Raw genomic sequence first — 12,574 nt, 5'->3', positions numbered from 1 at the left:
ATAGCCGTTAGGCTTCAGGCATTTGCGCCCGAAGCGATTGCCACTCCTGCCAGAGGATGGCGTAGACAAATTCCTCGTCCCACTCACCCTTAAAGATCGCGTGCTGGCGGAAATGGGCCTCGCGACGCATCTGTAAACGCTCCATCAGCCGCCACGAGGACGAATTGCGCACATCGCAGCGCGCGGCGATCCGGTGCATGTCGCCGGGACCAAAGCCAAGGTCGAGCAGCGCATCGGCTGCTTCAGTGGCATAACCATGGCCCTGATAGGCAGGATCAAAAATCCAGCCGATTTCGCCCTGCCGGGCATCGACGCTGCGCCAGATCAGCGACACTTCGCCAATTACCGCGCTGTTGGCGGCCAACTCGACGGCGAGCACGATCTTGTCGTCGAGCCGCTCGAGGCCGACCTGGCTGATGCGCTGCTGCACCGCCAGAGCGCACTCTTCTTTGCTCAGCGGCACATCGAACAGGTAGCGCGCCACATCTTCGCGGCGACGATAGGAATAGACGGCCTCGACATCGCCGCGCGTAAACGGGCGCAGGAGAAGTCGGGACGTGCGAATTGGGTAGTCTGGATAAAGAGCCATGCCATCCCCCCCATATCTGGCGGCGCGCACTCTTGCCAGTGTTGGATGCAAAGGCAAGTGCGAGGGCCTTGCCCAGGCCTTGGCGACATGACAGCCTTTTGCGATGAACAGCCCCAACCGACCCAATATCGACATTGCCGCCCGCTGCGCCTGTGGCGCCATTTCCATGGCGGTGCGCGGCGAAGTGGTGTCGATGCTGATGTGCTCATGCCTTGATTGCCAGCGCTCGACCGGGAGCGGCCACGCCACTGTGGCGACGGTGCGCACATCGGCGTTGACGGTGACGGGTCCGACAAAATCCTTCGACCGGCCAAGCGACTCGGGGGCAACGTTCACCCGGCACTTCTGCCCGCAATGCGGCACCGGACTATACGGGCAATCGTCGCGTGCGCCGGATTTGCGAATGTTTCTGGTCGGGTTCTTTGCCGTGCAAAATGACTGGTATGCGCCCAATCAGCTGATTTTTGCGCGCAGCCATCAGGCCTGGGACCTGATAGACGACCACCTGCCCCAGCACGACACCTATCGGAAAGCCCAAACATGAGCCTGGCATCGGAAGAACTCTCCGACCGCGTGCGCGACCTTCTGGCGCGGCACCGGTCGATCACCGAAAAGAAGATGTTCGGCGGGCGCTGCTTCATGATCGACGGCAATATGGTGGTGTGTCCGCTCAAGGAAGGCGGTCTGCTGGTGCGTGTCGGCAAGGGTGGCTACGAGGAAATCTTGTCCCTGCCCGGCGCGAGCGCGATGAACATGGGCAGCAAGACCATGAGCGGCTTTGTCGAAGTCAGCGGCGATGTGCTGGAGGACGATGACGTGCTGCAGGAATGGGTCGAGCGGGCGCGGGTGTTCGTCTCGACACTGCCGCCGAAATGATGGCGCTCGGCTGAGATGGTCCCAGCCGAGCGGTCGCAAGTCTAGATCTTGCTGAACACCAGCGATGCGTTGACGCCGCCAAAGCCGAAGGCGTTGGCGAGGACATGCTTGATGTCCTTTGGCTTGGCCGTGTTGGGCACAAGGTCAAACACATTGGCAGCTTCGTCGGGCTCGTCCAGATTAAGCGTGGCTGGCAGCGTGCCGTGGCGGATCGCTTCGATGGAGATGATCGCAGCGAGTGCACCGGCAGCGCCGAGCAGGTGGCCGGTGGCCGACTTGGTGGCGCTGACGGCCAGGTCCTTGCCACGACCGGCAAACACGGCGCCGATACCCGCGATCTCGGCCGCATCGCCGACTTCGGTGGAGGTGCTGTGGGCGTTGACGTAATCGACTTCGGCAGGCGTGACGCGAGCCATGGCCAGCGCATTACGCATGGCGACCTGTGCGCCTGCCCCATCCGGCGAGCCAGAGGTGAGGTGGTAAGCATCGGCCGAGGTGCCGTAGCCGCCCAGAATGGCCAGTGGCGTTGCGCCGCGTGCCTTGGCGTGACTGAGCTTTTCGATGACGAGGATGGCCGCGCCTTCGGACAGCACGAAACCGTCGCGCTTGGAATCAAATGGCCGCGAGGCCTTGGTCGGATCGTCATTGTAAGCCGTCGACAGCGCGCGTGCGGCGCCAAAGCCGCCCAGCGAAATCGGATCGACTGAGCCTTCAGCACCGCCAACAATGGCCACTTCGGCTTCACCGGTCATGATCATGCGCATGCCATCGCCAATGGCCTGGGCCGAGGCGGCGCAAGCGGTCACCGGTGCGCCAATCGGGCCCTTGAAGCCATAGCGAATGGAAATCCAGCCGGCGGCCAGATTGGCAAGAAAGGACGGCACGGTGAACGGCGATAGGCGACGTGGGCCTTTTTCGGCGATCAACTGCGCAGCCTTGGCCATGACCGGCGAACCGCCAACGCCCGAACCAATGATGGTTGCGGTGGCCCGCTGGTCTTCTTCGCTCACCGGCTCCCAGCCCGACTGAGCGATGGCTTCGGCCGCTGCAACCAGACCGTATTGGATGAACAGGTCCATCTTCTTGATGTCCTTGGCGTCAATCGCCACCAGCGGGTCAAAACCCTCGGCATCCTTGTCCTTGCCGGGCACCAGGCCCGCAATGGAGGCGGTGTAGCCGGTAGTGTCGAAGCGATCATTATGGACGATGCCGCTGCGGCCAGCGATCAGGCGGTCCCAATTGGTGGCGACGCCCACGCCGAGGGGCGAAACGACGCCCATGCCGGTGACAACGATGGGATCGGCGGGATCAGGCTTCAGCATGAAAGTCTCCAAGTGTGTATATGCACGTTATAAGGTGGTGTGTGGCAAAGCCATGGCCGCGTTAAAGCTTGGCCAATTGTTGCAAGCCAGCGATGACGCCCGCGAAATCTGGGTTGGTGAGGCTGTCGCGCAGTTCGGCCTGCCATTTGCGCCATTCGGGCAGCATTTTTTCGACCAGCACGGCCCCCGCCTCGGTCAGCGCCACAATGCGGCGATTGCCGTGTTCGGCGGCCTGCTTGGCAACAAGGCCCTTGCGCTCGAGCAAGTCGAGATTGCGCGACAGGGTGCTGCGCTCCATGGCGATGCTGCTGGCCATTTCGGTGACTGAGCGATCGGGATGGTCGTTGAGCGTCGTCAGGATATTGAACTGCGCGGCGGTCACGCCAAAAGGGCGCAAGCGGTGGTCGGCATGCCGCGTTACCGCGCGCGCCGCCATCCGCGTATTGAGCACCATGCATTGGCTGAAATCGTCCTGCATGAGCGCCATATAGTCGTGCATATACACGGCGTCAACGGCAAGCCCCCATGCCGTAACGCAGCTTTGCGGTCGACTGCGCCGATGATATAGGGGCACACCAAGCGGCGCGGGCTTTTTCCCGTGCCAATATCCAATGGCAAGGGAGCCCATACGATGAGCAAAATCAAAGTCGCCAACCCGGTGGTGGATCTCGACGGCGATGAGATGACCCGGATCATCTGGCAGGCGATCAAGGACAAGCTCATCCATCCCTACCTCGATCTGCCGATCGAATACTACGACCTGTCGGTTGAAAGCCGCGACGCGACCAACGACCAGATCACCGTGGACGCAGCCCATGCCATCCAGAAGCACGGCGTCGGCATCAAATGCGCCACCATCACCCCTGATGAGCAGCGCGTTGAAGAATTCAAGCTCAAGAAGATGTGGAAGTCGCCAAACGGCACCATCCGCAACATCCTGGGCGGCGTGATTTTCCGCGAGCCGATCATCTGCAAGAACGTGCCGCGCCTGGTGCCCGGCTGGACCCAGCCTATCATCGTCGGCCGTCATGCTTTCGGCGATCAGTACCGCGCCACCGACTTCACCTTCCCCGGCAAGGGCACACTGACCATCAAGTTCACCGGCGAAGATGGCAAGGTCATCGAGCACGAAGTCTATCAGGCTCCGGGCGCTGGCGTGGCCATGGCCATGTACAACCTCGACGACTCGATCCGCGATTTCGCCTATTCGAGCTTCAACTACGCGCTGGCTCGTGGCGTGCCGTGCTACCTCTCGACCAAGAACACCATCCTCAAGGTCTATGACGGTCGCTTCAAGGACATCTTCCAGGAAATCTACGACCGCGAATTCAAGGAACAGTTCGAAGCCAAGAAGATCTGGTACGAGCACCGCCTGATCGACGACATGGTCGCGTCCGCCCTCAAGTGGTCCGGCGGCTATGTCTGGGCTTGCAAGAACTATGACGGCGACGTGCAGTCCGACATCGTGGCACAGGGCTTTGGCTCGCTGGGCCTGATGACTTCGGTTCTGGCGACGCCAGATGGCAAGATCGTCGAGTCCGAAGCTGCCCACGGCACCGTGACCCGTCACTACCGCCAGCACCAGCAGGGCAAGGAAACCTCGACCAACTCGACCGCGTCGATCTTCGCCTGGACCCGTGGCCTCGCGCACCGCGCCAAGCTGGACGACAACGAAGCACTGGCTCAGTTCGCCCTGACGCTCGAAAAGGTCACCGTCGACACCATCGAAGAAGGCAAGATGACCAAGGACCTGTCCCTGCTCGTCGGTCCAGACCAGAAGTGGCTCTCGACCATCGGCTTCCTCGACGCCATCGACCAGAACCTGCAGAAGGCCATGGCGTAACCAACGCCAGCCCAATGAATTGGAAAAGGCCGGATCATTTGATCCGGCCTTTTTGTTTGCGCTCAACCAGCAGAAGCAGTTTTCGTTTCGCGGAAATACCGGTTTCGTGCTAATGTTTGTTTGTCGGCACACCGTTCCTGCCCGGCGCTTCACCTTATTTGAAGTCTTGCCCCGCCCTTTCAGGCGTCGACGCATTGTCATTATTTCATCGAGGACGCTTCCATGCGTTACAAATCCCTTGGGGGATCGGGCTTGCTCGTCTCCGAAATTTGCCTTGGCACCATGACATTCGGCGGTGCCGGTTTCTGGACCGCAATCGGCCAGCTCGATCAGGGCGTGGCCGACAGCATCGTGGCTCGCGCGCTCGATGCCGGCGTCAACTTCATTGATACCGCCGACGTCTATTCCGAAGGCCTCAGCGAAGAAATCACCGGCCGCGCCATCGTCAATTCGGGCCGCAAGCGCACCGATGTGGTGCTGGCGACCAAACTCAACGGCCAGATGGGCCCCGGCCCCAATGATCGCGGCTCCTCGCGTGGCCACATCATGGACGCCGTCAAGGCCAGCCTGAAGCGTCTGAACACCGACTATATCGACCTCTACCAGATCCATGCGCAGGACAACCTGACCCCGGTCGAGGAAATCATGCGGGCGCTGGAAGACCTGGTCCGTCAGGGCCATGTCCGCTATGTCGGCGTCTCCAACTGGGCTGCCTGGCGCATCTCCAAGGCGCTGGGCGTGGCCGACAACAACAGTTGGGCCCGTTTTTCAACGCTACAGGCCTATTACACCATCGCCGGGCGAGACCTCGAACGCGAGATCGTGCCGATGATCAGCCAAGAAAAGCTTGGCCTGATGGTGTGGAGCCCACTGGCCGGCGGCCTGCTGAGCGGCAAATATAACCGCGACGGCACATCACCGGACGGCTCGCGCCGGGCCAATTTCGACTTCCCACCAGTCAACAAGGACCGCGCCTTTGACAGCATCGACATGATGCGCGAAATCGGCGACGCCAAGGGCGTGTCGGTGGCCCGCATCGCGCTGGCCTGGTTGCTGCACCAAAAGCACGTGATGTCGGTGATCATCGGCGCCAAATCGGTCGAACAGCTCGACGACAATCTGGCGGCGGTCGATGTGACCCTGAGCGACGACGAGCTCAAGCGCCTCGACGCTGTCAGCGCCCTGCCCACCGAATATCCCGGCTGGATGATCGAGCGCCAGATGCGCAAGGCCAATCCGGACGACTGAATGAAGTAAGGGCCGAAGCATTGCTTCGGCCCTTTGCTTTTGCGCGGTTGCGACAGGTCTATTTGACCTTGCCGCTGCCGGGGGCTGCAGTCACCTCGACCCGTTCACCGGCAACAACGGAGAACGGGACTTCCTTGGTGGCGCCGGTCTTGAACTCGGCGGCCAGCACATAGTCGCCCTCGGTGAGCGTCGTCTGCCATTCGGTCGCGAACTCATAGCCGAACTCGGGCCGCGTGCCGTCAATGCCAGGCTTGGCGCCATAGATGCGGGCGATCTCAAGACCCGGCGTGGTGAAGGCGGCAACACCAGCATTGAGCACAACGACAACCTCGACACGCTCGCCGACCTTGACGCTGAACGGCACTTCGGCGACCGCCGCATCCATCTCGACATGGGCCACATAATCGCCTGCTGGCAGGTCGTAGCTTGAGCCGGGGCCAAAGCCATAGCCGAACTCTTCACGCGAACCGTCGATGGCTTTTTTGGCGCCATAGATGTGGATGCTGAGATCACCGTCGGTCACGTCCATGCCTTCGACATAGACCGCGTCGACAACCGCAACGCCGGTACCGACGACGATGTCTCGCGTTAGCGATTCACCGGCAGCCAGCGTGAACGTCTCCTCGTAATGGGCCTTGCCCAGATCGATGGTCAGGGTCTGCTCACCGGCGGGCAGGCGGAACGTCTCTTCGCCCCAGCCCGACGTGCTGCCGCCCGGATAGGTCATCTGGATCTGCGCGTCGGTATTGACCGGCTGGCCCTCGGCCGCAAAGGCGCGGACGGTTACGATGCCGGCATTGAGCACGAAATGGGGCTCAAGCAGCTTGCCTTCGACCACGGTGATGGTCTGGTCGACGCTTGCCTTGCCGTATTCGGCCCGCATGATGTAGTCGCCCGGCTCAACGCTGAGCTTGGCGCCAGAATTGTATTCGTTCTTGACCCAGACCCCGGCTTTTCCATCGGGGCCAATTTCGTGAATGCTCCAGATCAGATCGGCGCGATCGTCCTTCAGATCAGGTCCGCCTTCGCTGAACGATGCGGTGGGCAGGATATTGTAATCAAGCACAGCGGGCGCCGGGGCGGGCTTTGGCGCGGGTGCGGCCTGCACCACCTGGGCCACCGTCGTCGTCAATGCATCGACCAAGGCGGCACCATCGGCCGCCGACAGGTACTGACCGCCGGTGTTTTCGGCGAGGCACGCGACCTTCTGGCCTTCCTCGTCGGACAGCCCGAAGCCAAGCACATGGGTGGTGAAATCGACGCCCTGTGCCTCAAGGTCGGACGCCAGCGCGCACGGATCGACCTCGCAGGTTTCCAGCCCATCGGTGATCAGGATCACGGTGGCCTTTTCTTCGGTGAAACGAAGGTCTTCGGCGGCCAGCCGCACCGCGTCGGAAATCGGCGTCATTCCCTTGGGATTGATGCCCTTGGCGGCCGCGATAATGGCCGGCCCGGTGCCCGCCGCCGGCTCGACCAGCATCTCGATATCGGCGCAATTGCCCTTCTCGCGATGACCATAGGTCATGAAGCCGAGTTCGAGGTCTTTTGGCAGGGTAGACAGCACCGAGGCCAGCGTTTCGCGCGCGATGGTGATGCGCGCCTTGCCATCGATCTGCGCCCACATCGAGCCAGACCCGTCCAAAACAATAATGGCGCGCTCGGCCGCAACCGCCGGCAGCGCCAGACTGAGCGCCACTATGGCGCCCAATACCAACTTGCGAATAACCCTCATGAGTATTGCCCTCCAGCAATCGCGGCCTCGATTATCGAGCGCCGCAGAACAGAGCACAACTCAAATCATGGGGCCGATGACGCGGGCATGAATGCTTCATTCAGCCTGCCGATCAACTTTGCGGACGGCTGGAGACATCAGTTTTCAGCAAATTGTTCACAAGCCAGAGAAAAACCTCCGCAAGCCCAAGCAATAGCGCCGAACAATGCTTGCGCCCCATCGACGGCAATGCCATTGCACACTAGGCTGGCGAGATTGCCTCCAACCCCGTTTTTGTGGATTTGCCATGCCGGTCGGCGTGTTTTACGCGATTGTCGCCTACTCGGTCTATTCCTGCGGTGACGCGATCATCAAGGGATTCGGGCAAGGCCTGTCGGTCTTTGAGATCAACTTCTTCATCGCGCTGTTCTCGCTGATCCCGGCCCTTTTCGTAAAACCCAAGGGCGAACGCTGGCGCCACAGCTTCCGCCTCAAGCATCCGGGGCTGGTGCATCTGCGCTCATTCAGCGGCGTCGCCTCATCGACACTGATCACCTATGCCTTCGTGACCATCCCCTTTGCCGAGACCTATTCGCTGGTCTTTTTGATGCCGATGTTCATCACCATCATGTCGGTGTTGCTGCTGCGCGAACGGGTCGACGGCATGCGCTGGGCGATGCTGGCGCTGGGCTTTATCGGCGTCATGCTGGTAGTCCGTCCCGGCTTCCGCGACCTGCAACTGGGCCATCTGGCCGCTTTGTGCTGCGCCTTCTTTGGCGCCATCACCACGACAGTTCTCCGCGTCGTGGCGCCGAGCGAAAAGCGTGTCAGCCTGATCGCCCTGCCCGCCATCTATCTCATCGTCATCAACGCCGTGGTGATGATTCCGACTTTCGTCGTGCCCAATATCCAGCAGCTGGCGCTGCTCGCCGCGTCGGGTAGCATGGTGGGCATCGGCCATCTCTTGCTGATCGCCGCCACCCGCAACGCGCCAGCCAGCCAAGTGGCGCCGATCCAGTATGTGCAGATCGTCTGGGCCATCGGGCTGGGCGCATTCTTCTATTTCGAATATCCGGATCTGCTCGCCTATGTCGGCCTCGGCGTCGTCGTGCTGTCGGGCCTGGTCAACGTCTTCATGGACGGCGCCAAGACCCGCATTGCCGGGCGTTTCGCCGAATATCGCGCCAGCCGCCCTGGCCCGCCAACCAACATCACAGAAGTACAGGGACCGGAAATCTAGGCTGGCATTGGCGCGCAGAACGCGCTTGTATGGAAGCGAGATTTTCTGAGTCTTCCTCCAGTTATCGGGTTTTGCGATGCCAGTCGGGGTGATCCTGGCTTTCTTGGCCTATGCCAGCTTTTCCATGAGCGACGCGCTGATCAAAGCGACCGGCCCGACAATGTCGGTGTTCGAGGTCGCTTTTTTTACGACCAGTTTTTCGATCATTCCGGCCATGCTGACCAAGCGCGGCGAGCGCTGGCGCGACCTCTATAAGCTACGCCATCCCTGGCTGGTGCACCTGCGCTGCGCAACCGCCATTTCGGGCACTGCATGCGTCATGTATGCCTTCACCCACATCCCCTTTGCCGACGTCTATGCCATCGGTTTTTTGACGCCGGTGGTGGTGACCGTGCTGGGCGTGCTGGTGCTCAAGGAGCATGTCGCGGTGCACCGCTGGCTGTTGCTGCTGATCAGCTTTTTGGGCGTCATACTGGTGATCCGCCCGGGCGTGCGCGACCTGCAGCTGGGGCATCTGGCAATCCTCTGCAGCGTGTTCTTTGGCGGGATCACCACCATCGTGTTGCGTCACGTCGCACCGCGCGAACGGCGCGTGAGCCTCGTGGGTTTGCAGGTATTCTATTCGGGCCTGGTCAACGGGCTGGTGATGATCCCGTTCTTCATCATGCCATCGCTCGAACAACTGGCCGTGTTCCTCGGCATCGGCGTTCTGGGGGGCACGGGCGGCCTGCTGATCATCGCCGCGGCCAAGCGCACTCCAGCAAACCTCGTGGCGCCGGTGCAATATAGCCAGCTAATCTGGGCCATTATCTTTGGCGCGGCATTCTTTGGCGAGTATCCCGACTATGTCGCCGTGATCGGGCTGATCATCGTGCTCAGCGCAGGGTTGGCCAATGTCATGAGCGAAAAGCTCAAGATCGTCTGGAAGCCGCGGCTGTTCTTCTTCCGCACCGGGCAGTAGCCCAAAAAGAAAATCCCCGCTTTCGCGGGGATTTTTGTGTTTGGTTTAGAGCGCAGCGCGGACAGCTGCGATGGCCTCGGCCGCCTTGGACCCGTCTGGCCCGCCGCCCTGGGCCATATCCGGACGGCCGCCGCCGCCCTGCCCACCCAGCGCCACTGTGGCTAGCTTGATCAGGTCACCGGCAGCAAAGCGCTCGGTCAGGTCCTGCGTCACGCCAATCGCCACGGTGCCCTTGCCGTCTTCGCCCTTGAGCACGACGGTTACGACACCCGAGCCGATGCGCTTCTTCTCGCTATCGACCAGAGCCTTGACGTCACGCGCGGCAATGCCTTCGACCGAGCGACCCACAAAGGTCACCCCGTTGACGGCTTCATCGCCACCGGCCACAGCGCCGGCGCCGCTACCACCAAGCGCCAGCTTCTTGCGCGCGTCGGTCAGTTCGCGTTCGATCTTTTTGATATTGTCCTGCAGCGCGCCAATCCGGTCGAGCACTTCATGGCTACCGGCACGCAGCAGACCAGCCGCCGAGTTGACGATGTTGACGTTGGTATTGCCGCGATGACGCGCAGCCTTGCCGGTCAGCGCCTCGATACGACGCACGCCAGCACCAACGGCACTTTCGGCGACGATGGAGACAAGGCCAATATCGCCGGTGCGGCGTACATGGGTGCCGCCGCAAAGCTCCACCGACCAGCCCAGGCCATTGCCGGTGGGCTCACCCATGGCAACGACGCGAACTTCGTCGCCGTACTTTTCGCCGAACAGCGCGCGCGCCCCCGATTCCTTGGCTTCCTCAACGCCCATCAGGCGTGTTTCCACCGGGGTGTTCTGCAGAATAATGGCATTGGCGATATCCTCGACCTCAGCCATTTCCTGTTCGCTGACAGGCTTGGTGTGGACGAAATCGAAGCGCAGACGATCCTGGGACACCATCGAACCCTTCTGGGCGACGTGATCGCCAAGCACGATGCGCAGCGCTTCATGCAGCAGATGGGTTGCCGAGTGATTAGCACGGATGGACGAACGGCGGTCGTGATCGACGAGAAGCGCGATGGGCTGACCGACCTTGAGGCTACCTTCGGTGATGCTAACCTTGTGCGCGAACACGCCGTGGAACTTCTGGGTGTCGAGCACGGTCGCGGCAACATGGTCGCCCTTGAGCAGACCGGTATCGCCAACCTGGCCGCCGCTTTCGCCGTAGAATGGCGTCTGGTTGACCACGACGAAGCCTTCGTCGCCCTTCTCGAGCGAGGCAACTTCAGCGCCGTTCTTGAGCAGGGCCTTGATCTCGCCTTCGGCGGTCTCGGTTTCGTAGCCAAGGAACTCGGTCGGGCCGACCTTGTCGAGCAGGCCGTACCAGATGGTATCGGTGGCAGCTTCGCCTGAACCGGACCAGCTCTTGCGGGCTTCGGCCTTCTGGGCGGCCATAGCGGTGTCGAAGCCAGGCTGATCTACGGTGATGCCGCGCAGACGCAGGGCGTCCTGCGTCAGATCGAGCGGAAAACCATAGGTGTCATAGAGCTTGAACGCGCTGGCGCCATTGAGAACAGCGCCCTCGCCCATCTCGCGGGTTTCGTCGGCCAGGATCTGCAGGCCACGACCAAGCGTCTTGAGGAAGCGACCTTCTTCGAGACGAACGGTCTCGGCGATCAGCGCTTCGCCACGGCTGAGTTCTGGATAGGCCTGCCCCATCTCGCGAACGAGGGTTGGGACGAGCTTGTAGATGACCGGCTCATTGCTGCCGAGGAGCGTTGCGTGACGCATGGCACGGCGCATGATGCGGCGCAGCACGTAGCCACGGCCTTCATTGGATGGAAGCACGCCTTCGGCGATCAGGAAACTCATCGACCGCAAATGGTCCGCGATCACGCGCAGGCTACGATTGCCTTCGCCGTTGACGTCAGCGCCGGTTGCATTGGCGGCAGCGCCGATCAGGGCCTTAAACAGGTCGATGTCGTAATTGTCGTGCACGCCCTGCATGACGGCGGCAACGCGCTCGAGGCCCATGCCGGTGTCGATCGATGGACGTGGCAGTGCCGTGCGCGAACCATCGGCATGCTGCTCATACTGCATGAACACCAGGTTCCAGATCTCGATCCAGCGATCGCCATCTTCCTCGGGCGAACCTGGAGGGCCACCCCAGACATGTTCGCCGTGGTCGTAGAAGATTTCCGAGCATGGACCGCATGGACCGGTATCGCCCATCTGCCAGAAGTTGGACTTGGCACCGAGGCGGACAATGCGGTCTTCACCGATGCCGGCAATCTTCTTCCAGAGCTCAAGCGCCTCGTCATCGTCTTCATAGACGGTGACCATCAGCTTGTCCTTGGACAGACCCCAGTCCTTGGTCAGCAGGTTCCAGGCGAGTTCGATCGCGTGGTCCTTGAAATAATCGCCGAACGAGAAATTGCCGAGCATTTCAAAGAACGTGTGGTGACGCGCGGTGAAACCGACATTGTCGAGGTCGTTATGCTTGCCGCCGGCGCGTACGCATTTCTGCGCGGTTGTTGCGCGCGAATAGGGACGCTTCTCAAGGCCGGTGAAGACGTTCTTGAACTGCACCATGCCCGCATTGGTGAACATCAGCGTCGGATCGTTACGCGGCACCAATGGGCTCGACGGCACCGCCTCGTGACCATTGCGGGCAAAGTAGTCGACAAAGCTCGAACGGAGATCGTTTACGCTGGTCATCACAAGGCTTTCATTGCGGAAAATGGCGCGGTGCGCCGCAGACGAGTTTGGCAGGCTTTCTATCGTGTGCCTTGTCGAAATGTCCAGCATTGC

General features: G+C 61.3%; 11 protein-coding genes. 6 read left to right on the top strand and 5 right to left on the bottom strand.

Translation table 11 applies throughout. From position 1 onward, the window contains the following. Window positions 1–7: 7 nt before the first annotated feature. A complete protein-coding gene (locus ABIE28_RS05120) occupies window positions 8–589 on the bottom strand; it encodes a GNAT family N-acetyltransferase (RefSeq protein WP_354060745.1) in 582 nt (193 codons plus the stop codon). A gap of 103 nt (window positions 590–692) precedes the next feature. On the opposite strand from ABIE28_RS05120, the gene ABIE28_RS05115 reads away from it, so the two are divergent. After that, on the top strand, window positions 693–1,133 hold the full coding sequence (locus ABIE28_RS05115) for a GFA family protein (RefSeq protein WP_354060743.1): 441 nt from the start codon (window positions 693–695) through the stop codon (window positions 1,131–1,133). Beyond that, complete coding sequence (locus tag ABIE28_RS05110; RefSeq protein WP_354060742.1) at window positions 1,130–1,465, top strand: TfoX/Sxy family protein; 336 nt, start codon at window positions 1,130–1,132, stop codon at window positions 1,463–1,465. The genes ABIE28_RS05115 and ABIE28_RS05110 overlap by 4 nt, the downstream gene beginning before the upstream one ends. Before the next feature lie 41 nt (window positions 1,466–1,506). Here the strand turns inward: ABIE28_RS05110 and fabF are convergent, their stop codons facing one another. Together fabF and ABIE28_RS05100 are read right to left on the bottom strand one after the other, a co-directional pair. Further along, window positions 1,507–2,787: a beta-ketoacyl-ACP synthase II gene (gene fabF, locus ABIE28_RS05105; RefSeq protein WP_354060740.1), complete on the bottom strand. Its 1,281-nt coding sequence runs from the start codon at window positions 2,785–2,787 to the stop codon at window positions 1,507–1,509. A 61-nt stretch (window positions 2,788–2,848) separates the two neighbouring features. Then, window positions 2,849–3,286 (bottom strand): MarR family winged helix-turn-helix transcriptional regulator, encoded by a 438-nt coding sequence (locus ABIE28_RS05100; protein WP_354060738.1) that lies wholly within the window; start codon window positions 3,284–3,286, stop codon window positions 2,849–2,851. A gap of 132 nt (window positions 3,287–3,418) precedes the next feature. On the opposite strand from ABIE28_RS05100, the gene ABIE28_RS05095 reads away from it, so the two are divergent. Together ABIE28_RS05095 and ABIE28_RS05090 are read left to right on the top strand one after the other, a co-directional pair. Continuing rightward, window positions 3,419–4,630, top strand: coding sequence for an NADP-dependent isocitrate dehydrogenase (locus ABIE28_RS05095; protein WP_354060737.1), 1,212 nt, complete (start codon window positions 3,419–3,421; stop codon window positions 4,628–4,630). 222 nt (window positions 4,631–4,852) lie between these two features. Beyond that, entirely contained in the window at window positions 4,853–5,878 is a 1,026-nt protein-coding gene (locus ABIE28_RS05090; RefSeq protein ID WP_354060735.1) for an aldo/keto reductase, read from the top strand. Between the two features lie 58 nt (window positions 5,879–5,936). Here the strand turns inward: ABIE28_RS05090 and ABIE28_RS05085 are convergent, their stop codons facing one another. Then, window positions 5,937–7,610 (bottom strand): vWA domain-containing protein, encoded by a 1,674-nt coding sequence (locus ABIE28_RS05085; RefSeq protein WP_354060733.1) that lies wholly within the window; start codon window positions 7,608–7,610, stop codon window positions 5,937–5,939. A 286-nt stretch (window positions 7,611–7,896) separates the two neighbouring features. Here ABIE28_RS05085 and ABIE28_RS05080 point away from each other — a divergent pair, with 286 nt between their 5' ends. Together ABIE28_RS05080 and ABIE28_RS05075 are read left to right on the top strand one after the other, a co-directional pair. After that, window positions 7,897–8,829, top strand: a complete 933-nt coding sequence (locus tag ABIE28_RS05080; RefSeq protein WP_354060731.1) for a DMT family transporter — start codon at window positions 7,897–7,899, stop codon at window positions 8,827–8,829. 76 nt (window positions 8,830–8,905) lie between these two features. Then, window positions 8,906–9,790 carry a DMT family transporter gene (locus ABIE28_RS05075; RefSeq protein WP_354060729.1) on the top strand — a complete coding sequence of 295 codons (885 nt, stop codon included), beginning with the start codon at window positions 8,906–8,908 and terminating at the stop codon, window positions 9,788–9,790. Between the two features lie 45 nt (window positions 9,791–9,835). Here the strand turns inward: ABIE28_RS05075 and alaS are convergent, their stop codons facing one another. Continuing rightward, window positions 9,836–12,481, bottom strand: coding sequence for an alanine--tRNA ligase (gene alaS / locus ABIE28_RS05070; RefSeq protein WP_354060727.1), 2,646 nt, complete (start codon window positions 12,479–12,481; stop codon window positions 9,836–9,838). Window positions 12,482–12,574 lie beyond the last annotated feature (93 nt).

Source organism: Devosia sp. 2618, from assembly GCF_040546815.1.
Taxonomy (GTDB): Bacteria; Pseudomonadota; Alphaproteobacteria; order Rhizobiales; family Devosiaceae; genus Devosia.
Note: the sequence above shows the minus strand (reverse complement) of the source record. Positions and strands in the feature narration are given on the sequence as shown.